The 22,925-nt window shown below is 40.6% G+C and carries 22 protein-coding genes; 6 read left to right on the plus strand and 16 right to left on the minus strand.

All coding sequences use genetic code 11. The features are described from left to right. Positions 1–9: 9 nt before the first annotated feature. Positions 10–255, minus strand: coding sequence for a hypothetical protein (locus JIG37_RS21965; protein ID WP_199530284.1), 246 nt, complete (start codon positions 253–255; stop codon positions 10–12). Positions 256–532: 277 nt separating this feature from the next. Between JIG37_RS21965 and JIG37_RS21970 the strand changes: the two genes are divergently transcribed. After that, positions 533–724: a hypothetical protein gene (locus tag JIG37_RS21970; RefSeq protein WP_138599271.1), complete on the plus strand. Its 192-nt coding sequence runs from the start codon at positions 533–535 to the stop codon at positions 722–724. A gap of 55 nt (positions 725–779) precedes the next feature. Beyond that, positions 780–1,673: a TraB/GumN family protein gene (locus tag JIG37_RS21975; protein WP_199530285.1), complete on the plus strand. Its 894-nt coding sequence runs from the start codon at positions 780–782 to the stop codon at positions 1,671–1,673. Between the two features lie 132 nt (positions 1,674–1,805). On the opposite strand, the gene trpS is transcribed toward JIG37_RS21975, so the two are convergent. From trpS to rpe, 3 genes are read right to left on the minus strand one after another with little or no spacing between them, the layout of a single operon-like run. Beyond that, a complete protein-coding gene (gene trpS, locus JIG37_RS21980) occupies positions 1,806–2,810 on the minus strand; it encodes a tryptophan--tRNA ligase (protein WP_054552798.1) in 1,005 nt (334 codons plus the stop codon). 50 nt (positions 2,811–2,860) lie between these two features. Beyond that, positions 2,861–3,526 carry a phosphoglycolate phosphatase gene (locus tag JIG37_RS21985; protein ID WP_199530286.1) on the minus strand — a complete coding sequence of 222 codons (666 nt, stop codon included), beginning with the start codon at positions 3,524–3,526 and terminating at the stop codon, positions 2,861–2,863. Then, positions 3,523–4,209, minus strand: coding sequence for a ribulose-phosphate 3-epimerase (gene rpe, locus JIG37_RS21990; protein WP_138599274.1), 687 nt, complete (start codon positions 4,207–4,209; stop codon positions 3,523–3,525). Before rpe ends, JIG37_RS21985 begins: the two co-directional genes overlap by 4 nt. A 333-nt stretch (positions 4,210–4,542) precedes the next feature. Here rpe and JIG37_RS21995 point away from each other — a divergent pair, with 333 nt between their 5' ends. Together JIG37_RS21995 and JIG37_RS22000 are read left to right on the plus strand one after the other, a co-directional pair. Beyond that, positions 4,543–4,839 (plus strand): hypothetical protein, encoded by a 297-nt coding sequence (locus JIG37_RS21995; protein ID WP_054552801.1) that lies wholly within the window; start codon positions 4,543–4,545, stop codon positions 4,837–4,839. 5 nt (positions 4,840–4,844) lie between these two features. Beyond that, positions 4,845–5,030 (plus strand): DUF2970 domain-containing protein, encoded by a 186-nt coding sequence (locus JIG37_RS22000; RefSeq protein WP_054552802.1) that lies wholly within the window; start codon positions 4,845–4,847, stop codon positions 5,028–5,030. Here JIG37_RS22000 and JIG37_RS22005 read toward each other — a convergent pair. From JIG37_RS22005 to JIG37_RS22045, 9 genes are all read right to left on the minus strand, one after another. Continuing rightward, the gene (locus JIG37_RS22005; protein WP_054552803.1) at positions 5,002–5,844 is read right to left on the minus strand and encodes a Dam family site-specific DNA-(adenine-N6)-methyltransferase; all 843 of its coding nucleotides are present in this window, start codon (positions 5,842–5,844) and stop codon (positions 5,002–5,004) included. The genes JIG37_RS22000 and JIG37_RS22005 overlap by 29 nt on opposite strands. 53 nt (positions 5,845–5,897) lie before the next feature. Further along, on the minus strand, positions 5,898–7,298 hold the full coding sequence (locus JIG37_RS22010) for an AAA family ATPase (RefSeq protein ID WP_054552804.1): 1,401 nt from the start codon (positions 7,296–7,298) through the stop codon (positions 5,898–5,900). Continuing rightward, a complete protein-coding gene (aroB, locus tag JIG37_RS22015) occupies positions 7,298–8,368 on the minus strand; it encodes a 3-dehydroquinate synthase (RefSeq protein WP_199530287.1) in 1,071 nt (356 codons plus the stop codon). Before aroB ends, JIG37_RS22010 begins: the two co-directional genes overlap by 1 nt. A gap of 27 nt (positions 8,369–8,395) precedes the next feature. Further along, on the minus strand, positions 8,396–8,914 hold the full coding sequence (gene aroK / locus JIG37_RS22020; protein WP_036973192.1) for a shikimate kinase AroK: 519 nt from the start codon (positions 8,912–8,914) through the stop codon (positions 8,396–8,398). A gap of 178 nt (positions 8,915–9,092) precedes the next feature. Beyond that, entirely contained in the window at positions 9,093–11,186 is a 2,094-nt protein-coding gene (locus JIG37_RS22025) for a type IV pilus secretin PilQ family protein (RefSeq protein ID WP_138599276.1), read from the minus strand. Continuing rightward, positions 11,173–11,709 carry a pilus assembly protein PilP gene (locus JIG37_RS22030; protein ID WP_199530288.1) on the minus strand — a complete coding sequence of 179 codons (537 nt, stop codon included), beginning with the start codon at positions 11,707–11,709 and terminating at the stop codon, positions 11,173–11,175. The genes JIG37_RS22025 and JIG37_RS22030 overlap by 14 nt, the downstream gene beginning before the upstream one ends. Continuing rightward, on the minus strand, positions 11,706–12,311 hold the full coding sequence (locus JIG37_RS22035; protein WP_054552807.1) for a type 4a pilus biogenesis protein PilO: 606 nt from the start codon (positions 12,309–12,311) through the stop codon (positions 11,706–11,708). The genes JIG37_RS22030 and JIG37_RS22035 overlap by 4 nt, the downstream gene beginning before the upstream one ends. Next, positions 12,301–12,873, minus strand: a complete 573-nt coding sequence (locus JIG37_RS22040; RefSeq protein WP_054552808.1) for a PilN domain-containing protein — start codon at positions 12,871–12,873, stop codon at positions 12,301–12,303. Before JIG37_RS22040 ends, JIG37_RS22035 begins: the two co-directional genes overlap by 11 nt. Further along, positions 12,861–13,940, minus strand: coding sequence for a pilus assembly protein PilM (locus tag JIG37_RS22045; protein ID WP_054552809.1), 1,080 nt, complete (start codon positions 13,938–13,940; stop codon positions 12,861–12,863). Before JIG37_RS22045 ends, JIG37_RS22040 begins: the two co-directional genes overlap by 13 nt. Before the next feature lie 132 nt (positions 13,941–14,072). Between JIG37_RS22045 and JIG37_RS22050 the strand changes: the two genes are divergently transcribed. Then, positions 14,073–16,583 carry a PBP1A family penicillin-binding protein gene (locus JIG37_RS22050; RefSeq protein WP_054552810.1) on the plus strand — a complete coding sequence of 837 codons (2,511 nt, stop codon included), beginning with the start codon at positions 14,073–14,075 and terminating at the stop codon, positions 16,581–16,583. Between the two features lie 79 nt (positions 16,584–16,662). On the opposite strand, the gene metL is transcribed toward JIG37_RS22050, so the two are convergent. Beyond that, entirely contained in the window at positions 16,663–19,008 is a 2,346-nt protein-coding gene (gene metL, locus JIG37_RS22055) for a bifunctional aspartate kinase/homoserine dehydrogenase II (RefSeq protein WP_199530289.1), read from the minus strand. A gap of 4 nt (positions 19,009–19,012) precedes the next feature. Further along, positions 19,013–20,272: a cystathionine gamma-synthase gene (gene metB, locus JIG37_RS22060; RefSeq protein WP_054552812.1), complete on the minus strand. Its 1,260-nt coding sequence runs from the start codon at positions 20,270–20,272 to the stop codon at positions 19,013–19,015. Between the two features lie 224 nt (positions 20,273–20,496). On the opposite strand from metB, the gene metJ reads away from it, so the two are divergent. Then, positions 20,497–20,817: a met regulon transcriptional regulator MetJ gene (gene metJ / locus JIG37_RS22065; protein ID WP_036973203.1), complete on the plus strand. Its 321-nt coding sequence runs from the start codon at positions 20,497–20,499 to the stop codon at positions 20,815–20,817. Positions 20,818–20,916: 99 nt separating this feature from the next. Here the strand turns inward: metJ and JIG37_RS22070 are convergent, their stop codons facing one another. Beyond that, complete coding sequence (locus tag JIG37_RS22070) at positions 20,917–22,158, minus strand: malic enzyme-like NAD(P)-binding protein (protein ID WP_054552813.1); 1,242 nt, start codon at positions 22,156–22,158, stop codon at positions 20,917–20,919. Between the last annotated feature and the right edge of the window lie 767 nt (positions 22,159–22,925).

The raw sequence follows: 22,925 nt of genomic DNA on the forward strand, positions 1-22,925 counted from the left end.
CAATCTATACTACTCACTTGGTTTACTGCGTTTTTCTCTTATGAAGTGAAATATCGAAAGCCCAATAAAGCCAAAGCAAACTAAGGCGATTACTAAATTAGGTATAAAAATAAGTAACATAGCGGCATCATAGCCGATCTTTGCGAATGCAGCACAAAGGCTACCAATGATAAGCTCAGTTAAGATTAGCTCCCATTCTAATGAGCTATTCGCAGGTATAGTTTTAGCCGCATAATGTTTTACTTTAAAACCCATATCAAAACCTCCAAGTTCCTATTTGCTGCATCCAAACTATCATCAAAAGACAAAACCGCAAAAATTAAATGATTTAAAACCTTATTTCCCCTCATAAGAATTAAACTTAAACCATTGAAAATATTCAAATTAATATTTTAAAACCTTATATATAAATTGCTTAGAACTAGATAAGCGACTCTAGCAGCTTTCCTCGCTATTGTAGTTTCCATCAACGGGCTACCAACCAATTTTGCTTCGCTGATAAAACTAATCAACCAATTAAAGGAATTAAATTATGGCTAACTCAGTCTTAAAAATGATGTCACTTTTAGCGGTCACTGCAATCATTATTACATCAACGAATACCTTACTTAATGCTCAAGGTACTCAAAAGCTAAACAAGCAATTAGAGACCTCTATCGAAGCATCTATTGAGCAAATGAACAATAAAATTGATCAGCAAATTGAGCAACAACTGAATAAGTAATACTTGGCTTGCTCAGCATGCTGAGCAAGCTTCTTTAAATTAACAGGCTTAAATAATGAAAACACTAACTAGACACTTGCTAATCTCATCAATTGCTGCGACAGGCCTATTAATAAGTGGTTTTGGTGCAGCAAAAAGTGCCGTATGGAAAGTTAGTAAAGGTAATGAATTTATATATGTTGCTGGTTCAATCCACGTTTTGCCGCCCAAGGAACTCCCCCTTCCTGATGAATTTAATCAAGCGTATAAACAGGCTGATATCTTAGTACTTGAAACTGATGTGCCCGCACCAAGCGATAGCTCAGCACAACTCACTATGCTTAAAACTCTTAGTTATCAAGCTGGCGAAACACTGAGTAGCAAGTTATCAGCAAAGGTGAAACAGCAACTAGAAGAACAACTTGCCCAGTATGATATGAAACTCAGCGAACTCGATAGCTTTCGCCCCTTTATGTTAAGCGTGCTAATCATGCCGCTAGAACTTCAAAAGCAACAACTTATGGGTGAAGGTGTTGATAGTTACTTCGCGAAATTGGCTAAGCGAGATAAAAAAGAAGTCGCTTATCTAGAGACCGTGGCTTTTCAATTAGACCTGTTTAAACAAGTAGGTAGCCAAGACGAAAATGCCTTTATTGAGTCACTATTAACGCAAATTTCTAGTTACCAAGCACTGTACATCGCAATGCTTAATGCATGGAAAAATGGCGATATGCAAGCAATAGATGAACTTACTCTTATGCCTTTACAAGAACATGACCCTAATACTTACCAAATGTTGATCAAGCAACGAAATCTAACTTGGCTTGGTCACATTGAAAATTATTTTACTAATTCGCAAAAAGAGTTACTGCTCGTTGGCACAGCCCACTTAGCTGGTGAAGATAGCTTGTTAGGCTTATTAAAAAATAAAGGTTATGTAATTAAACAATTGAACACAGGTGAGAAATAAAAAATGGAAAAAACAGACAAAACCGCTGCTGCACTTATCTGTTTATTTACAGTATTAATGGCGCTTAGCTTTTAATAGCTAAAAAAATACCGCTATCAAGCGGTATTTTTATTTCAATAATTTATCACAAGCTTACGGGCGAGGGATAAAACCTACCGCATCGTAGACTGCTTTTAATGTTTTTTCAGCGCGGATACTCGCTTTTTCAGCACCTGATTTCATAATGCTATCAAGTAATGACTGATCTTCGCGAATTTCTTTAAAGCGTGCTTGAATTGGCTCAATCATATTAACAACCGCTGCTGCAGTGTCTTTTTTCAGATGGCCATACATCTTGTCCTCGTATTCTGGAACTAAATCTTCAATAGAGCGCTTAGTGGCCACTGATAATAAAGTAAGTAGGTTAGATACACCTGGCTTTTCTTCACGATCAAAATAAATACGAGCTTGCTCGTCTGAATCGGTTACTGCTTTTTTCAGTTTCTTTTCAATCTTCTTCGGCTCATCTAATAACATGATGTAACCGTTTGGATTTTCATCTGATTTAGACATTTTCTTGAGCGGATCTTGTAAGCTCATTACACGTGCGCCAAACTCAGGAATGTACGGCTCAGGTAGTTTGAACACGTCACCGTATAGGTTGTTAAAACGTGTTGCGATATCACGTGTTAATTCAAGGTGTTGCTTTTGGTCTTCACCCACTGGCACTTGATCTGCTTGGTATAACAAGATGTCTGCAGCTTGCAGTACAGGGTAAGAGAACAAGCCCACATTCACGTTATTAGCATGCTTAGAAGACTTATCTTTAAACTGCGTCATACGGTTAAGCTCACCCATTTGAGCGTAACAGTTTAAAACCCAACTAAGCTGTGCATGTTCTGGCACTTGAGATTGTACGAATAACGCCGCTTTTTCTGGGTCGATACCACATGCAGCATACAGCGCAATACCGTCAAGCACGCGCGAGCGTAGTTGCTCAGGATCTTGGCGTACAGTAATAGCGTGTAAATCAACTAACATAAAGAAACTTTCGTGGTCTTCCTGTAGCTTAAGCCACTGGTTAATAGCGCCAACATAGTTGCCTATTGTCATACCACCGGTTGGCTGAATGCCACTTAACACTACTGGTTTACTCATGATGTTCCTTTATATTTTTACTAAACTAAAAAGACGAATTTAAAATGCACTTACCTTTGGGTAAGAACGGGTATTATATCTAAGAAATTCTCGCAGAGGTACTCTGGATTGAAATCAGCGAGGTTTTCACCTTGGTTATAGCCATAACTAAGCGCAACAACATCCACCTTAGCCGCTTTGGCAGCCAAAATATCACTTTTAGAGTCGCCTATCATAACCGCTTTGGCTGGGCTGACATCTAATTGCTGACAAGCAAATACTAAAGGCTCAGGTGATGGTTTCTTTGCCATATCATCACCACATACAATCAACTGAAAATGACTAGTCAGTGACAGTTTATCAAGTAGCTTTTCGGTAAAACGACGAGCCTTATTGGTGATCACCACTTTAGGAATACCAGCAAGGGCAGCAAGCCCGGTTTCTACATGTTGATAAAGCGCACTGTAATCGCCTACAACTTGGTCATAGTGCTGATAAAACAAATTAATTGCACGCTCAGCAAGGGCTTCATCTAAATGCTCACTGATTTGCATATCGCCACTCAAACCACGCTTTACAAGCGTTTCTATGCCATTACCTACCCAGCTTTCAACTAGCTTTTGTGTCACAATCGGAAATGCTAGATCAGTTAGGGTCAGGTTCATCGCAATGTATAAATCATAAACACTGTCGACTAAGGTGCCATCTAAATCGAAAAATGCCGCATCGTATTTCATGGCTCAACCTTTGCAAGCTCGTTACGCATCGCATCGATAACCGCTTTGTAATCTGGTTGATTGAAAATCGCCGAGCCTGAAACAAACATATCAGCGCCCGCTTCGGCAATTTCAGCAATGTTATCAACACCAACGCCACCATCAACTTCTAAACGAATTTTGCGACCTGAATCATCAATAATTTTACGCGCTTGGCGAAGCTTTTCGAGGGTATGAGGAATAAAGCTTTGGCCGCCAAAACCAGGGTTAACCGACATTAATAGCACCACATCAACTTTATCGAGCACATGCTCAAGGTAGCTAAGGCTGGTTGCAGGATTAAATACAAGCCCTGCTTGGCAACCACTGTCTTTTATGAGTTGCAAGGTACGGTCAATATGCTCACTGGCTTCTGGGTGAAAGCTGATGATAGAAGCGCCCGCTTCAGCGAAGTCGGGAATTAGACGATCGACAGGCTTTACCATAAGGTGCACATCAATCGGGGCTGTAATGCCGTAATCGCGCAGTGCTTTACAAATCATCGGACCAAAAGTTAGGTTTGGCACATAATGGTTATCCATCACATCAAAATGTACAACATCTGCTCCACTTGCTAGTACACGATCAACATCTTCACCTAAACGGGCAAAGTCGGCTGATAAAATAGAAGGGGCAATTAAATACTTTTGTAATGTTTCCAACATGAGAGATTCCATTAAAATTTGCGACTGCAAGAAGAGCGCATAATGTAACCCAATCGACTGCTGATTTAAACACCGCAGCTGATTGTTAAAGGGCGATTGCTTTAAGCTAATCCTTTTAGCCTATTGAATTAGTGTTATTTTAGTCAAAATTTGAGCAATAACTCTATTAAAAAGCCATCTACAACACAATAAAATGAAACAAATAATAAACATTAAATTTACTTTAAAGAGCTAATTTTATTAAATTTTTATTTAATTCAGCGATAATTAAGTTTGTTATTTGAGCAATTGTTATGTATGCTTGTTTAAGTAACACAAACAAGGGTTATTCTCATGCGTGCTTTTAAAATAGGGATCTTAATCGCGTCCGCACTTACGGTTGCTGCGTTTGTATCTTTTTCATCTGCTGATGAAGACGACTTTTTAGCAGCGGCGTCTGGTTGCTCATGCAACACGCTTAACGCATCATCATCTTCTGCTCAATGTATGAAAGCAGAACAAGAAACAGGATGGTTTTCTTGGTTAACGGGTGATAGCCGCAGTGCTCAGTTCCATTATCTTGATTTACTTGAGTTATTAACAAGTAGTGAAGAGTCAAAGAAAGTTAGCGGTTTAGGTTCTAAGTTCTAAATCGTATGAACAAATTCATGAGTGCATTACAAAGTGTCTTTGCGGCATTTTTTGGTGTGCAATCAGAAAATAAGCGTCAAGCTGACTTCAAAGAGCACTCGCTCAGTACTATCATCGTCATTGCCCTGATTTTTTTCAGTCTATTTGTAGCAGCGATTTATTTCACCGTTTCTTTGGTGCTAAATACATAGCCATTAGCTCGTTCACTTTATTGCGTGAACCGCCCTTGGGGCTAATCGTGCGTTTTACCTGAATCTCATCTAATGATGCTTGGCTGTAGATTTTACGCGTCCACACTGTATCGTGGTTAGAAATAAGTACCGGCGTGTTATTTTCGAATGCGGCTTGCTCAGCTAAATTCGCCAAGTTTGCTTGGTCATCTAAATTGAAACCGCCTTTAGCGTAAGAAGTAAATGAAGCTGTTTTACTCAAAGGCACATAAGGTGGATCGCAATATACAACCGCATTATTAGGAATAAGCTTAAATACCTTGTCATAACCTAAGCAAGTAAAGGTTGCTTGCTGAGCTTTTTCAGCAAAGAAATGCATTTCTTTTTCAGGAAAATACGGGCGCTTATATTTACCAAAAGGAACATTAAAAATACCTTTTAGATTATAGCGACACAACCCGTTATAGCCATGGCGATTCATGTATAAAAATAAAATCGCACGCTCATACACATCACTGCTTTGATTAAACTGAACACGATATTCGTAATAGGCTTCGGGGTGGTTATTAAGCTCTACAAACAACTTTTTAGCGTCGCTAATAAACTCATCGGGCGTGCGCTTAAGCTCAGTGTAAAGATTGATCAGATCCGCATTTATATCATTTAAAATATAATGCTTAAAATCAGTATTAAGGAATACAGAGCCAGCACCAACGAAAGGTTCAACTAAGGTGTCAGCATCCATACTCGCTTGCTTCAAGCGGGTACGAATATCTTCAACTAGGCTGTATTTTCCACCTGCCCATTTAAGGAAGGCTCTGGTCTTTTGCTGCATCTGCTCTTAACTTCAATTCGGTGTTGCGCGATTTTACACTAATCAGTTTTAATTTACTGATTTAGTGAAGCGATTTCTTGTTTAATTTTACTTATTTTTTTATAAAACGGCTGATTTTTACGCACATTATCAGAAAGTGTTGTTACGCCCTTCTTAGCATCATTCAGTGTGGTGTAACTACCATAAGTTACAATCCACCACGGCTTACCACTCCGTAAGCTTTGGTAAGTATTTACTTGCCCTTGCAAGCCATTTTCAGTAATAAACTTATCGCTAATCTCTTTTTTAGTCACCGCAAGTAATTGGATTACAAAATTGTCATCTGGCTGAGATAAATACCACGCATTTCCTACTAATGGCAGCTCTGGCTCAATGGCAGACTCGGTTTGCTCAGCATCGTTGATGACGGCAGCTATAACTTCATCTGTCGTTGGTTGCTCAGTCTCTTGTGTTATTCGCTCTGCTGGCAAAAGGCTATCAACAATCGCAGCGACATTATTGTTATGACTTTCATTCTCACGGTTTTCTATCGCAGAGTTATCAACTGGCACCTTAGCTGCCTGAGTTGTGTTGTCCTCATCATTAGTAGCAACTTGCTGCTCGGCTTGAAGATCGTCTTGAGCTTGTTCTAGAACTAGCTCTTTGCTTTCTACTCGACCATTGATTACTGCTTCTGCAGGCAGTGCTGTTGCCACAGAGTTCGTTGTATCCTGCTGGTAATGCGCTTTCCACCACTCAGTCATATCAGCTTTATATAAAAAGCCAATGATCAGCACCATGGTCGTGATTAAGAGCAAAATTAAATAAAGCAGTTTATAGCTTTTTTCTGGTGCGCGAATGTCTGCAGTTTGTTGTTCCGGCTGCCAAGCAAGTAATAAAGCTGGGTTACCATGCGCTTCTTGTAAAAAGGTGCGAAAAACGGGGTCTTCTTCAACAGGGAGGTTATCGAAAAACCAACGCATCAGTTGCTTACTTTCACTTAAATTTAGCGACTCTAAGTGGATTTCAACTGCTTGACTAAACTGCCCTGCCGATTGTGATGCAATCAGTATGTATAACGTGCTCGGGCTTTGCTTGGCAAGGACTTCTAATTGCTGAATTAACTCTTCAGATAAATGACGCCCTCCATCAATGACCCATAAACAATCACCACAAGGCTGTTGTTTATAAAGTTGATAGAAGTTTTCAGACAAACTTAAAGCGTGATCAATTAGTGGGTTGCTAAAGCTTTGTTCTAACAGTTCAGTCATAAACTGTTGGTCGGTCATTTTTCCCGACAACTGAACAAACGCTTTATTAAAGTCGAGGTATTTATCCGTGATGAAGGTTTCTAATAAATAGCTTTTACCAAGGCCAGAAGGACCGAGTAAGCAAATTAGGTTTTGCCCATATTCAAACTGCAGAGCGATTCGATCAACTAGCGCAGCACGGCTAGGCAATATTTGCGATTGCATTAGCGCGCTATTAAATCACAAACCTGCTGATCAGTAACATCACTTACCAGCGCACATTGACCAAATTGGGTAGGTAGAATAAAGCGAATCGTGCCTTTTTTATTTTTCTTATCTTTACGCATGTGCGTTAAAAACTGCTCGTTGGTCATTTCTGCCGGAATATCGACAGGTAAATCATACTCAGCAATCAATTTAATAATGCGTTCAACTTCTGCTGCGTTTAAGTCATCACGGGTATGTGCAAGGCGTGCTGCCAGTACCATACCTGCCGCAACGGCTTCGCCATGTAGCCAATTACCATAGCCCATTTGCGCTTCAATTGCGTGGCCAAAGGTGTGCCCTAAGTTTAGTAATGCACGTAAACCAGCTTCTTTTTCATCTTGTGCAACAATCAAGGCTTTGATTTCACAACAGCGATAAATCACATGCTGTAAAGTTTGTTCATCAAGAGATTTAAGTTTAGTGATATTTTGCTCAAGGTAAGCAAATAACTCAGTGTCGTAAATAAGGCCATATTTAATCACTTCAGCCATGCCCGCTGCGAATTCACGCTCAGGCAAAGTATGTAGCGATTGCGTATCGATAAATACTGCTTGTGGTTGGTAAAACGCACCAATCATGTTTTTACCAAGTGGGTGGTTTACTGCCGTTTTACCGCCAACAGATGAATCGACTTGCGAAAGCAAAGTCGTTGGCACTTGAATAAAAGGCACGCCACGTTGATAACATGCAGCAACAAAACCAGTGAGATCACCCACCACACCGCCACCTAAGGCAATAAGGCAAGTATCGCGGCCACAGTTATGTTCAAGTAAGAATGCCGAAATCTTTTCAAACCACTCAAGTGATTTATATTGTTCGCCATCAGGGATGGTAAAAGATAACGGGTTTAGATCAGCCAACGACGTCATTACATTATCAAGATATAAAGGTGCAATGGTGTCGTTGGTGATAATGATAGGTCGACAGTCGCCGATGTGCTCGCGCAGCCGACCAGTCTCTTGAAGAGCAGATTGACCAATATAAATAGGATAACTTCGCTCGTCCAAATTAACTGTTAATTCAAGCATAGCTAGTTTCCTTTTTATTATTGGTTTTTAAAAATCTAATTTCTCGATGATTTGATTAGCAACAACTTTCGCGCTTTGCTCATCAGTGCGGACAACAAAATCAGCAACTTCTTTGTATAACGGTTCGCGTTCTTCAGCTAAGCGCTCTAGTACATCACGCGGTGCTTCTTCTGTTTGCAATAATGGGCGACGCTTGTCGCGCTGTGTGCGTGCAACTTGCTTTTCGATTGGTGTCTCAAGGTATACAACAATACCACGAGCAGAAAGCTTGTTACGTACTTCTTTACTGATCACAGAACCACCACCTGTTGCAAGAACGATACCTTGCATCTCAGTTAGGTCTGAAATTACAGTTTCTTCACGAAGTCGAAAGCCCTCTTCACCCTCAAGATCGAATACCCAAGCAATGTCTGCTCCAGTACGACGCTCGATCTCTTGATCTGAATCGAAAAATTCAAGGTGTAATTGGTCAGCAATGTGACGACCAATTGTGCTTTTGCCAGCCCCCATAGGGCCCACTAGAAATATATTACGTTTCTCAGCCATATCTTTTTAGTACAAACGAACTCTAAAATTTGAAATAAAACCCCGCCTAACGACCTGGCCCCAAAATTAAGGAGGGGATTATCTCAGTAATTGCTTGGGTATTTCAAGTCAATTAGCATAAAAAGCCAGATTACGAGCAATTAAAATGCTAATTGCTCGTTGCTTAAGAAAAAATCACTTAATCAATTTGAATTTTAGGGGTTACGAAGATTAACAACTCTTTCTTCTCGTTAAATTCACTCGTGCTTTTAAACAGCACACCCAAATAAGGAATATCACCTAACAATGGTACTTTCTTAGTTGAATTAACAATTTGTTGTTGAAAAATACCACCAAGCACCACTGTTTGACCATTTTCTACTAATACTTGGGTTTGGATTTCTTGGGTATTGATCGCCACAGCAGAGCCTGTTGGCGTTTGTACCGTATCACCACGAGTATCTTGTGTAATTACTAAGTCTAAAATCACCTTGTTGTCAGGTGTAATATGAGGCGTTACTTCTAAGCTCAATACCGCTTTTTTGAATGTTACTGTCGTTGCGCCACTAGATGCAGCTTCAACGTATGGAATTTCTGTACCTTGCTCAATTCGTGCTTTTTGTTGATTAGCCGTCGTGATGCGTGGGCTTGCGATAATTTCGCCGCGATTTTCTTCTTCAAGCGCACTTAACTCTAAATCTAAAATAGTGCCATTGGCTAGCTTAGCGACTTGCACACCAATACTACCCGCAGGGCTTGAAACCGGTAAATTGACATTTAAGCGATCAGAAATACTTGGAATATTATCGTAAGAGCCCGCACCAAACATGCCGCCAGCGCCTTCTAAAGAGCCAGAAATAGCACCATCGCTTCCTACGTCACTAATACCCCAACGAACACCCAAGTCTTCTTGCACATTATCATTCACTGTCACCATACGTGATTCAATCACGACTTGCTTAACAGGAATGTCTAGGGTCTCAACCATACGACGCACACTTTCAATACTTTTTGCAGTGTCTTTGATCAGCAAAGTGTTCGTTCGTTTATCAACAGAAACACTTCCTCGCGCTGAGATAATGCTATTTGTGTCTGTTTTCAATAGGTCTGCAAACTCTTCAGCTTTTGCATAGTTAAGGCGAATATATTCGCTATAAAGCGGTTCTAAGTCTTCAACTTGCTGCTTAGCTTTAAGTTCTTTAGCTTCTCGGGCAGCCAACTCTTCAGAAGGGGCGACCATTAAAATAGAGCCATCCATGCGCTTATCTAAGCCTTTCACTTTCAATACTACGTCAAGCGCTTGATCCCAAGGGACTCCTTCTAGTCGTAAAGTAATATTGCCTGTAACAGAATCACTCGTTACTAAGTTAAATTCATTGTAACCTGCGATTATTTGCAGTACTGAACGCACGGGAATATCTTGGAAGTTTAACGTCATTGGACGTCCTTGATACTCAATTCCCCCTTCAAGGTAAGCGCGTTGCGTATCATCTTTTTCGACAGTTAAAGTAAAAATATTCTCAATTTGCTGATGAGTGAATTTAAATGCAGCGTTTGGCTCAACCACGATACGTGTCATATTGCCTTCTTTAAACGTCTCAATATTGCTAACGACTGTGCCAAAGTCCATCACATCAAGCTGATAAAGTAGATCATCGAGAATATCAGTATGGTGGAACTCAGCAATAATTTTGCCACCACTTTCGTGAACATCTATAGCTGCTTGCGTGTCTTGTAAAAATACTAACAGCCTTGCTTCGCCTTTTTCACCACGACGAAAATCTATCGACTGAACTGTATTTATATAATTATTGGCTGCTGAGAGTGGATCCGCTATTTCGTCTCCACTAATTGGGTTATCAGAAACATGCAGCGTTAGGATGTTATCTTTAGCGAACGTTTTATAGATTTTTAATTTATCTAACGATACAACGACCTTCAAACCATCAGCGGTCATGGTGCTTGTTACATGCTGAATACCTGCTTGGTTCACAGGTACATCACGCATTTCATTATCAACACCTACATTACTGAATAACATTTCGATGCGTGCTGGTGAGTTATACACCTGGACTTTTGGTTCGAATGTCAGTGCCTCATCAAACACAAGCTGTAGTTGTGTTTCGCCTTTCATTAATGGGTTATAACGCACATCATATAGTAAAGGTGCCGCAACTGCTGACTGCGCTATTAAAAAAGCAAGTGCAGCTAACATGAACTTATGCATGTTTTTAAACCAAGCCATTCCTTTATGCATATTTTTTTTACCTTTCATAAGATTAACTTGCACCATTTGTATCCGCCTCTAACATTTCTAGCTTTGTCAGACGCTCTTTCCAACAACCAGCCCCATCAGGGATTAATTCTAATAATTCTATGTAATTGTCGTGCACTTCTTTTATTTCACCATGATACAAACCAATGTAATTACCTACGGTTACGCGATAAAGCGTTTCATCTGCCGCTTTGATGAGTGCCCAAGTATTGCCAGCTCGGCCTATGGTACCTTTCATAAGCAAATTATCTAATGGGTATTTCTCAAGAGGTTGGCGAACTCGATTTGGATCAGGATGAAGACAGTTCTTCACCTGCACAAGGTTATTTTGAATAATCTCAGGCTTCGGAGCAACAAATGGGCTGCGAAGTCTACTTGCACTGTATTCAAAATATTCAAATTGCGCTATCTGTGGGATCGGTTCAACTTTCGGCGTTGTGCTAGCTTTTACCTGATCGATAAACTCTTTTTGCTCAGCAGTATCATCATTACAAGCGGCTAACGCAAAGCTCATTAATATAACTAAGGAAAGCTTCTTCATTTTTTAGTGCCCCCCTCGTAACGATATGTTTTGGCTACAACACTAAAAGTAAGCTCGCCATTACCTAAAGTTTGAATTGTAAAATCATGCAAACTAACAATACGCGGTAACTGTGCTACTTTGCCAACGAATTCACCGAATTCATGGTAAGTACCCACCACCTCAATTTTTATCGGTAGCTCTGTATAAAATTCTTTTTCAATTTCAGGTAACCAACCAATTTTTAAGAAGGTTAAACCACTTGTCGTTCCAACATAAGATAAATCATCAAGCAACCCAGGTGTTTCATTCGAGGTAGGTAAGCGCTTCAATAGTTGAGAAAATTTCTCTTCCATTTCTACCATTTGTTGGCGATACAGTTCTAAGTTGCTCGCTAAAGCATATTTTTGCTTGTAAGTGTTACGCAACTCAGTTTCTTTTGCTACGGCGCTGTGATAGCTGGCAATCTCATCAGACACCAATAGGCTATAACTAAAATACAACACGATTGCAGCTACAAAAGCACAACATAACGCTTTTACAGCAATGGGCCAATCACCCATGTTTTCGAGCTCTATTTCATTCCAATCTATTTCAGTTAACGATTTGATATCAAGGTTCATTACGCGCCTCACCTATCTGATCAAACGGTTTAACATAAAAATCCATATTAAAGTCACTTAATAGCCTTGATGTCTGCTCACCTGCAACAATGCCTTGCATTACTGGGCGCTCTAGTAAATAAGAACTTTGAACTTGACGTAGCATGGTCGATAAGCGGTTATTCGATTCGCTACGACCTGTTACATGAATTTGGTCACCACGGCGCTCCAACTTAGTCAAATAGACACCTGCAGGGACTATTTTCGCAACTTCATCCATGATTTGTGTACCTAAGTTACGACTACTTTGCAGCTCTTCAATTAAACGCATTCGTTGCTGTAAGTTTTCTTTCTTTTTATCAAGCTCATTAATTTCCCTAATACGTTGATTCAAAAGAGCGATCTCAGTATTTAAAAAGTTATTCTTTGCATCTTGGCCTTGACGAAGGCCGCTGTAAAAAGAGCTCAATAGATACATACTGATAAAGCTGACAACAACAACAGAAAAAAGCACAGTTATAAATTTATTCTGTGAGTCTTTTCTTTGCTGTTCTCGCCAGGGCAGTAAATTTATATGTGGCATGATGAAAAGCTCCTTAATGCCAGTCCTGTGGCTATTGCAAACTGAGTTCGGTGACGCTGCAGCATATTCCGATCCACTTTTGCGGAGATTTCAATGTTTGCAAATGGCTCAGCAACCACCGTATGGATTCCCAGTTCTTCAATTAAAAGCCTGTCAAGGCCATCAATCATAGCTGTGCCACCCGTTAGAACAATATAGTCAACTTGCTCTTTACCACTGGTTGTTAAGAACATTTGTACTGCGCGTCTTACTTGCTGCAATAGTGATGTTTGGAATGGCGCTAACACCTCAAAAGTATAATTTGGTGGTAAATCCCCTGTTGTTTTACCTATTTCAGCTTCATCAAAGCTTTTATTATAATAAGCAACGATACTATTAGTGTATTGATCGCCGCCAAATACTTGGTCACGGGTATAAATTGTTTCACCCTCTTGCACCACACTAACCAACATCAGAACAGCACCAATATCAACCACAGCGACACACTTATTGTAAGCATCGCTTGGCAACTGTTGATAGTAAACATCCATTGCTCGGCTGAGGGCATAACTTTCTACATCGACCACTGCCGCTTTTAAGTTAGCTGTTTCAAGAGCACCTACACGAGCTTGCACACTTTCAGTTCGCGCTGCCGAAAGAAGTACATTAACTTTACTTGGATCCGCTTCGTTGATAGCCAGTTTTTCAAAATCGATATTAACTTCGTCGAGGGGGTAAGGAATTAAGCTGTCTGCTTCAATAGCAATTTGTGACTCAAGTTCAGCATCAGTTAATGATACATCCATAAAAATTACTTTTGTGATCACGGTTTGCCCAGACACTGCAACAGCAGCGCGTTGTACGGATTTAGGTATTTTTCTTTTTAATTTCGCGATAACATTACCTATTGCTTCTATGTCTTGAATAGAACGTTCAGACATAGCGCCTTTAGGCATAGGTTCAATAGCTAGTGCTTCAAGCCGCAAACCAGCGTCTGTCTCCTGCAATAACACTGCCTTTATACAGTGTGATCCGATGTCGATCCCTACCATCATAGATGAAGGCTTTTTAAATAGCTGACTTAGCATGTTTGCAACTTGGCCTTTGTTTTAATAATAAACAAGTTATAATTTTTATCTGAAAAAATATTATTCATTTTTTAATCAATATATACTAGCAGTCTCCGATTCTAATTGGGAGTCCATTTAGGGAAAATATAAGTGATTTTATTAAAGCGAACTTTACAATTTATTATCATCTGCTCATTCTTAGGACTAATCACTTTAGTTGGTCTATACTATTACGTTAAACCCGACATTCCTAGCGTTCAGGTTTTAAAAGACGTTCAGTTACAGACACCTATGCAAGTTTTCTCACGAGATGGCTTATTGATCAATCAATTTGGTGAAAAACGCCGCATTCCAGTAACAATAGATCAAATACCCCAACCATTAATCGATGCAATATTAGCAACAGAAGATAATCGCTTTTATGAACATATTGGCATTGATCCAATTGGTATAGTTCGCTCAGCCATTGTACTCATATCTACCGGTGAAAAGAAACAAGGCGCAAGTACGATAACCATGCAGCTTGCCCGTAACTTCTTCTTAACCCGAGAAAAAGCATATATCCGTAAAGTTAAAGAGATCTTCATAGCTCTTCACATTGAAAGTATTTTAACTAAGGACGAAATTCTCGAATTATACTTAAACAAAATCGAATTGGGTAATCGCGCCTTTGGTATTGGTGCAGCTGCGCAAGTTTACTATGGCAAAGATTTAAACGAGTTAACTTTAGCGCAAATGGCGATGATTGCAGGCCTACCTAAAGCACCTTCTGCACTTAACCCTATTCGTAACCCAGTTCGCGCAAAGGCTCGTCGAAATGTCGTATTAGGTCGTATGTACACCGAAAAGTACATCACTCGAAGCGAATATGAAGAGGCTATTAACGCACCTATTACTGCAAAATTTCACGGCGCAGAAATTGAAGTCTATGCCCCGTATATTTCAGAGATGGTTCGTGCTGAAATGGTAGCTCGTTATGGTCACGAGCGCGCCTATAATACTGGTTTTAAAGTTTACACCAGCGTTGACTCTAACATTCAACAGGCTGCTCAAGATGCGATTGTTGATAACCTACACGCTTACGATATGCGTCATGGCTTCCGTGGTGCTGCGGCTCAGTTATGGGACAGCGAAAATGAAAGCCCTCTTAGCCAAGAAGAGATCTTATCTAAATTAAAAGATGTCAAAGAATTTGGTCCGCTATTAGCAGGTGTTGTCACCAACGTCGCTGAACAATCAATTGATGTGCTATTAAAAAGCGGTGAACAAGTCACTGTTGAGTGGGATGGTCTAAAATGGGCGCGTAAATATATTACGCGTTACCGTCAAAGCTTTGCACCAAAAACAGCTACCGAAATTTTATCAGCGGGAGCGCAAATTTGGCTGCGTAAAAATGCAGATGAAAGCTATATCCTTAGCCAAGTACCAGAAGCATCGAGCGCACTTGTTTCACTTGATCCGCAAGATGGTCGTATTAAAGCGATTGTCGGTGGTTATAGCTTTGAACAAAGCCAATACAATCGCGCAGTTCAAGCAAAACGCCAAGTAGGCTCAAACATTAAGCCATTTATTTATTCAGCGGCACTTGAGAATGGCTATACGCTTGCTTCTATTTTGAATGATGCGCCAATTAATCAATGGGATAAAAGCCAAGGTGTGGCATGGCGCCCTAAGAACAGCCCAGCGGTTTATAATGGTCCTATACGTATTCGCAGAGCACTCGCACAATCGAAGAACGTAATCTCGGTGCGCCTATTACGTGGTGTTGGCCTTGAGCGTACAGCCGATCATTTGCTTAAGTTTGGCTTTTTGAATAACGATATTAACCGCAGTGAATCACTCGCACTCGGTAGCGCTTCAATCACTCCACTTGAACTAGCCCGCGGTATGAGTACATTCGCCAATGGCGGTCATTTGATAACCCCTTACTTTATCTCTGAGATTCAGGATTCGGCGGGTACTGTTTTATTTAAAACAGAGCCTGAACTTGCTTGTGATGCGCCTAAGCAAACTGTAACCCCTGAGTTTGCATCTCTTAACCAGAATCAACAGAGTTTTACTGAAGCGGAGATAACGAAAACACCTCGCTGTGCGCCTCGTATCATTTCTAAGCAAAATGCATTTTTAATTTCGCAAGCTATGCACAGTGCAATTTGGGGGGGCGGTAGTTGGACCCATAAAACAGGCTGGAGTGGCACAGGCTGGCGTGCACAAGCACTTGATCGTCGTGATTTAGCTGGTAAAACAGGTACCACTAATGATTCGGTAGATACTTGGTTTAGCGGCTTTAATCGCAATGTAATGACTTCGGTCTGGGTTGGTTTTGATAACCCTGGAAAAGCGCTAGGCCGCTCGACTTACAATAGTAACCTCGATAAATCGCAAATATCAGGTGCAGAATCCGGCGCTAAAACCGCGCAACCTGCATGGGTCGACTTTATGCGTGCAGCCCTTGATGGTATGCCAGAAGCACCTATTGAGCTTCCTGAAGGTTTAGTATCGGTTCGAATCGACTTAGCAACAGGTCTATTGAGTCACAAAAATGATTACACCAGTCGTTTTGAATACTTCATTAAAGGCACTGCACCAACTAAGTACGTACTCGATCAACCAACAGACGTATTTGAAGAAAAGCTCAGCACAGAGGAAGAGTTGTTCTAAATAACTAAGTTGCTATAAGACATAAAAAAGCGCCCTTGGGGCGCTTTTTGCTTAGCTATTTAAACTAAGATCAGCAAAATTACTTTAGGTTATTTACCAGCCAATATAGGTCTGAGTGCACCCCAGCGGCAGTGACTTCTTTACCCGCTCCTGGGCCTTGGATCACCAATGCATTATCTGTATACCAGTGTGAATTGATCACAAAGATGTTATCGCCCGGTTTAAGGCTTGCTAGTACATCATCTTTGCCAACATTGACTAAACCAACTTGAGCCTGAACCTTACCATCTACGAGTGTTATAGCACCGGTGTAGCGCACCACTTTATCTTCCGCCGCAGCTTGGGCTGCTTTTTCTGTCATGAATTCATCAAGTAGCTGTTTGTTTGCAAGGAAATCTTGCCAGCTTCCTGATGCAAGCTGTTCAGGCATCAGAGGTGTTAAAGCAATATCATCAAGCTCTAAATCAAGGCCTAAGTCACGCGCTAAAATTAGCAGTTTGCGCTGCATATCACGGCCAGATAAATCTTCACGAGGATCTGGCTCTGTATAGCCCATTTGCTGAGCTTGAAGCACTAAATCTGAAAACGGCACACTGCCATCATAACTGCTACATAACCACGATAAAGTACCCGAGAATACCCCTTCAATGCGGTTAATGCTGTCTCCGCTATTTTGCAAATCAGCTAAAGCAAAGTTAATCGGTAAACCTGCGCCCACACTGGTGTTATAACGCCACAACAAGTTTCGCTCAGCCAAATTAGTGCGTAGGTTTTGATACCAGCTATTTTCTGCAGTGCCCGCATATTTGTTTGCACTGATCAAATGACAGTTAAGTTCAACAAAGTCAGGGTATAACTGACTGAACGCCTCACTGGCAGTGATATCAATCACCACTTTGTGCTCATAATCTAGTTCATTGATACGTGCTAATAATTCAGCTTTGTCGTAGCTTTGCGCTTCATTATGCCACTGCTCTTGCCATGTTTCGGTATTTAAACCACTGGCACTAAAAAGCATTTGTTTAGAGCGTAAAAGAGCAACTACTTTTACTTTGTACTGAGCAGATAAACGCGCAAACTGAGCTTGTAGTTGCGATAAGAACACTTCGCCTACATTACCAAGTCCAGCAACGATAATGGCCAACTCTTGACCTTTGTTTACCAGCTTGTCATGTAGAAGAGTTAAAACATCACTATCAATTGCCTGATCGTTTAAGATCAACACATAGTTATCGTCTTGTTGTACAAAACGAGGATGAATACTTTGCTCTTTTAAAAGCGCTGTGGCTTGCTCTGTTAGCGCAGATACATCAGCTGTTGGGGCAACTACTGCACAACCACTTAAATTTGACTCGACAATATTTGCACGGCCCGCTAAGTGGCTGACAACTTGGTGAGTGCTTTGACCTGGCACTAATAAGTAAGTATCGCCCTCTTTAGTAAAGTGATGCAGGCTGTGTTGAATTAACTGACTAAGCTCACCGACTTCACCACTGCTTAGTTTATCAACCCGTAATAAATCGATGTTATCTAAGGTCGTAATAAAACGTTTTGCTTTACTATAACCTTCTTTTACTACCTCGGTTGGCGTTGCATCACAATCAAAGCTACTTCTTACCACTAATTTAATTTCTGAGTCTTTTAACGGCGACAAGGTTTTTGCATGCAATACTGGGTTACCTAAACGCGCTAATAAGTTAGCTTGCTCGCGGCATACTTTGGCGTACTTAACCGCATTTTTAACTTTACGAGGGTCAGTACTAAATACCCCTTGTGTATCTGTCCAGATAGACACTTGCTTGGCAAAAGTATAACTCGCTAACAAAGTGGCACTGTAATCACTGCCATTACGGCCTAATGTCACCGTATTACCTTGGCAATCTGCAGCTATAAAACCCGTTACTACGTTGATATGTGTTCTGCTAATCGCATCACTGCATTGCTGTTGGTTTTTTTGATGTAAAAGCTGGCCACCATTTAGAGTAAATAGCTGTCTTGCATCAACATCTTGCGAATCGACACCTAACTGATTTAGATAAGCAGCCAATAACCGCGCCGACCACACTTCACCATGAGCAAGTAAAGGGGCTTCAAGTAACTGCTGCTGACTAATTAATTCATTTAATACAGCAAGTTCATCTTTTAACTGTGCCAACGCCTGTTGTTTATTCTGCCCTATAAGTAGCTGCTCAATAAGCGCACGTTGATTGTTATCAATAAGCAATAGAATATCGCTAACAGCTTGGCTATCTTGCTGCTGGTAACTTTGCCAAAGCTTTACCAGGGTATCGGTTGTTTTACCCGATGCCGACACAACGACGCAATCGCCCTGCTCAGTATTAGCAAGAACGATGTTCGCTACCGCATGATAACGATCTGCCGAGCTTAAGCTTGAGCCACCAAATTTATGAACAATATTTACCATTTTTCTACCACAATGCCGTATGTGCTGGCGTTAACTTAAATGACGCGTTTTGTTGTGTATCTTGCTGTGCTTGCTTAGCTTCAGCTTTTGTAACTTGCAGTCCTTGACCTGGCTTAACTAAATTGAAAACACGGTCTAAATCAGCAATGAGATCTTTTACGTCTTCAATGCCTACAGAAATACGGATCAAGGTATCGCCCACACCAGCTTCAAGACGCGCTTTAGGCTCCATGCCTGCGTGGGTCATTGTTGCAGGGTGACAAATCAAACTTTCTACCCCACCTAACGACTCAGCAAGGCTAAAGTCTTTAAGGCTTGTTAAAAACGCAGCAGCATCGTTGATGTCGCCTTTAATATCAAAGCTCACCATGCCACCAAAACCGCGTTGCTGTGCTTTAGCAAGCTCATGTTGTGGGTGAGAAGCAAGGCCAGGGTAATAAACTTGGCTCACATAAGGAGAGCTTTCTAAATACTCAGCAATGGCAAAGGCATTTTCTTGGTGCTGCTTTAGGCGTACATTTAAAGTACGTAAACCACGAAGCGTTAAGTAGCTGTCAAATGGTGCACCAGTAATACCGATATTATTCGCCCACCAAGCAAGCTCGTCGCCTAGCTCTTGCGTTGCAGCAATCACTGCACCGCCCACTACATCAGAGTGACCATTGATGTATTTAGTGGTTGAGTGCACAACAATATCAACACCAAACTCAATTGGGTTTTGTAATGCAGGTGATAAGAAGGTGTTATCAGCCGCAACCAAAGCACCACACTGCTTAGCAATACTAGTGATTGCTTTAATATCTGTTAAACGCAAGATTGGGTTACTTGGCGTTTCAATCCAAATCAACTTAGGTTTAATCGCTAAAATTTCTTGGAGATTTTCAGATTTAGTTAAATCCAAAACTTTTAGTTTTAACAGGCCACGCTTTTCAAGCGAGGTGAATAAACGATAACTACCGCCATAACAGTCATGTGGGATCACTAACGTGTCGTCACTGTTTAATAGCTGAGTGGCTAAATGCACAGCAGACATACCTGTTGCAGTGATAATACCTTTAGCACCACCTTCAAGTTCAGCTAAGGTTTCAGCTAAGATATCGCGATTTGGATTACCGCTGCGACCATAGTCATACTGGCGCTTAGTATCAAAATCAGCAAACGAATAGGTGGTTGATAAGTATAAAGGAGGCACAACCGCACCATGATGTTTATCGGCTTCTATGCCGTGACGAACAGCAATCGTCGCTTTATTTTTTTCGCTCATTTCATCACCTATTCTTTAATTGGATGTTTAGACGTCTAAAAGGTTAGATGATCAAATATGAGAAGTCAAAGCATTTATCGCTTACACATAGAGGTTTATACATTTACACCACTAGATGGCCAAATAACTAGTATTTGACTATCTTTTTTAAAGAGATAGAATTTCCGCATCTTGCGCTGTGAATAAGGCGTAAATCACTGACAACCGAGGCAACGAAACAACTTATGGCTAAATGGAACGGTGAATACATTCACCCATATGCAGAACACGGTAAAAAATCAGAACAAGTAAAAAAGATTACCGTATCAATCCCACTTAACGTATTAAAAGTATTAACTGACGAGCGTACACGCCGCCAGATCAATAACCTGCGTCATGCGACGAACAGTGAGTTATTGTGTGAAGCTTTCTTACATGCTTTTACAGGTCAACCATTACCAAATGATGACGACCTACGTAAAGACAACCCTGAAAAGGTACCTGAAGAAGTTAAAAGAATTATGCAAGAAATGGGATTAGATATCCCAGTGCTTGATTCAGAATAAGTATTTCGGCCATCGGATCACCGCCGATAATCGCAGATATAAAAAAACTCAGCCTAGGCTGAGTTTTTTATTGAGCGTTATACCTAAGGCTAATTAAGTTTAACGCATGTAATCTTCTGGCATATCGATTTGCGCCACACCCGACTCTACAGCCGCTTCAGCAACAGCACGTGCAATACGTGGTAATAAACGCGGATCCATAGGCTTAGGAATGATGTACTCGGCACCAAACTCAAGTGACTCAACGCCAGCCGCTTTTAATACTTCACTTGGTACAGGCTCTTTCGCGATGCCACGAATAGCATGAACTGCAGCAATTTTCATTTCATCATTAATTGCCGTTGCACGAACATCTAACGCGCCACGGAAAATGAATGGGAAACAAAGCACGTTATTTACTTGGTTAGGGAAATCTGAACGACCCGTTGCCATAATTAAATCGTTACGCGCGCTATGTGCAACTTCTGGAGCAATCTCAGGATCTGGGTTTGAACATGCAAACACAACTGGCTTATCTGCCATCAGCTTAAGATCATCTGCAGTTAACAGGTTAGGACCTGATACACCAACGAATACATCAGCATCAGCAATAACATCTTGTAATGTACGCTTATCGGTGTTGTTAGCAAATAATTGCTTATACTCGTTTAAGTCATCACGACGAGTATGGATCACACCTTTACGGTCAAGCATATAAATGTGTTCACGCAGTGCACCACACTTAATTAAAAGCTCCATACAAGCAACAGCAGCAGCACCAGCACCTAAACATACGATGATAGCATCTTCGATATCTTTGCCTTGCACTTCAAGGGCGTTAAGCATACCAGCAGCTGTAACAATAGCGGTACCATGTTGGTCATCGTGGAAAACGGGAATATCACAGCGCTCGATAAGCGCTTTTTCGATTTCAAAACATTCTGGCGCTTTAATATCTTCTAGGTTGATACCACCAAACGTATCAGCGATGTTAGCAACCGTATTAATGAAATCTTCTGTTGTGCGGTGTTTAACTTCAATATCAATTGAGTCAAGGCCAGCAAAACGTTTGAATAGTAAGGCTTTACCTTCCATTACAGGTTTTGATGCAAGCGGACCTAAGTTACCTAAACCTAAAATTGCGGTACCGTTTGAAATAACTGCAACCATGTTGCCTTTGCCTGTGTATTTATAGGCGTTTGCTGGATCAGCAGCAATTTCACGGACTGGTTCAGCCACACCTGGGCTATAAGCTAAAGCGAGATCGTTAACCGTTTCGGCTGGCTTGGTTAGTTCAACACTAATTTTACCTGGAACGGGGTGAGCGTGGTAATGTAATGCTTGTTCACGAAAATCTGACATAACGCGATAGTATCCTGCAAAAAGTTAAAAAGTGAGAGAGCTTGCATCAGTACGATACCTGTAATGTATAAAAATTCCAAGTATTATCAGGTCTATCCTGTTATATGCTATATCGCTTAATTTTAAAGGATTTCCCAACAATTTCTGTGCATAGTTGCGATTAACCAGACATAAAAATTCATCTATTTATGACCTTTTAAGCACGTGTTGTTGTATTTTATACGCACGTACACTGCAATTAGCCGAAATTAGCCCAAAACAGCCATTTCAACGAAGTTCACAGCATTTGCTAACAAAGTTATTTAAATTTATTATTTCTAATAACTTTTAGATACCAATACGCTTAATTAAGTAGTCTATTTTGAGACAATGAAACCTTGTTGATAGCAAGGCAAAAATTTCGTTATTTAGTTGTGTTCTAAATCAGAAATTTTTAACGCAGGTAGCGACAGGTTTAATCCCTCAAAATGATTAAGTATTATTGCGGATTGGTATACTCATTTATACAAAAAAGAATATAGCCAAGGGGTGGCAATTTGTCTGCAAAAATAGCGACATAATGGGCATAACAGCCAGAAATAGTTATGCAAGATACATAAGTGAAGATGATAAGTAAGTGGCGGCGTTATACCAATTCGCTTAATTAAGTGATCTATTTTGAGGCAATAAAACCTCGTTGATAGCAAGGCAAAAATTTCGTTATTTAGTTGTTCTAAATCAGAAATTTTTAACGCAGATAGCGACAGGTTTAATCCCTCAAAATGATT

It is taken from the genome of Pseudoalteromonas sp. bablab_jr010 (assembly GCF_016464105.1).
GTDB lineage: Bacteria > Pseudomonadota > Gammaproteobacteria > Enterobacterales > Alteromonadaceae > Pseudoalteromonas > Pseudoalteromonas simplex.

Coding starts and splice junctions, on each gene's coding strand:
- aroK (WP_036973192.1), bottom strand. CDS start 8,914: ATGGCTGAGAAACGTAATATATTTCTAGTGGGCCCTATGGGGGCTGGC.
- aroB (WP_199530287.1), bottom strand. CDS start 8,368: ATGCTTGAATTAACAGTTAATTTGGACGAGCGAAGTTATCCTATTTAT.
- JIG37_RS22035 (WP_054552807.1), bottom strand. CDS start 12,311: ATGAACCTTGATATCAAATCGTTAACTGAAATAGATTGGAATGAAATA.
- JIG37_RS21970 (WP_138599271.1), top strand. CDS start 533: ATGGCTAACTCAGTCTTAAAAATGATGTCACTTTTAGCGGTCACTGCA.
- JIG37_RS22040 (WP_054552808.1), bottom strand. CDS start 12,873: ATGCCACATATAAATTTACTGCCCTGGCGAGAACAGCAAAGAAAAGAC.
- JIG37_RS22070 (WP_054552813.1), bottom strand. CDS start 22,158: ATGTCAGATTTTCGTGAACAAGCATTACATTACCACGCTCACCCCGTT.
- JIG37_RS22045 (WP_054552809.1), bottom strand. CDS start 13,940: ATGCTAAGTCAGCTATTTAAAAAGCCTTCATCTATGATGGTAGGGATC.
- metB (WP_054552812.1), bottom strand. CDS start 20,272: ATGAGCGAAAAAAATAAAGCGACGATTGCTGTTCGTCACGGCATAGAA.
- JIG37_RS22025 (WP_138599276.1), bottom strand. CDS start 11,186: ATGGTGCAAGTTAATCTTATGAAAGGTAAAAAAAATATGCATAAAGGA.
- metL (WP_199530289.1), bottom strand. CDS start 19,008: ATGGTAAATATTGTTCATAAATTTGGTGGCTCAAGCTTAAGCTCGGCA.
- JIG37_RS22000 (WP_054552802.1), top strand. CDS start 4,845: ATGAACAAATTCATGAGTGCATTACAAAGTGTCTTTGCGGCATTTTTT.
- JIG37_RS21975 (WP_199530285.1), top strand. CDS start 780: ATGAAAACACTAACTAGACACTTGCTAATCTCATCAATTGCTGCGACA.
- JIG37_RS21995 (WP_054552801.1), top strand. CDS start 4,543: ATGCGTGCTTTTAAAATAGGGATCTTAATCGCGTCCGCACTTACGGTT.
- JIG37_RS22005 (WP_054552803.1), bottom strand. CDS start 5,844: ATGCAGCAAAAGACCAGAGCCTTCCTTAAATGGGCAGGTGGAAAATAC.
- JIG37_RS22030 (WP_199530288.1), bottom strand. CDS start 11,709: ATGAAGAAGCTTTCCTTAGTTATATTAATGAGCTTTGCGTTAGCCGCT.
- trpS (WP_054552798.1), bottom strand. CDS start 2,810: ATGAGTAAACCAGTAGTGTTAAGTGGCATTCAGCCAACCGGTGGTATG.
- metJ (WP_036973203.1), top strand. CDS start 20,497: ATGGCTAAATGGAACGGTGAATACATTCACCCATATGCAGAACACGGT.
- rpe (WP_138599274.1), bottom strand. CDS start 4,209: ATGTTGGAAACATTACAAAAGTATTTAATTGCCCCTTCTATTTTATCA.
- JIG37_RS22010 (WP_054552804.1), bottom strand. CDS start 7,298: ATGCAATCGCAAATATTGCCTAGCCGTGCTGCGCTAGTTGATCGAATC.
- JIG37_RS21965 (WP_199530284.1), bottom strand. CDS start 255: ATGGGTTTTAAAGTAAAACATTATGCGGCTAAAACTATACCTGCGAAT.
- JIG37_RS21985 (WP_199530286.1), bottom strand. CDS start 3,526: ATGAAATACGATGCGGCATTTTTCGATTTAGATGGCACCTTAGTCGAC.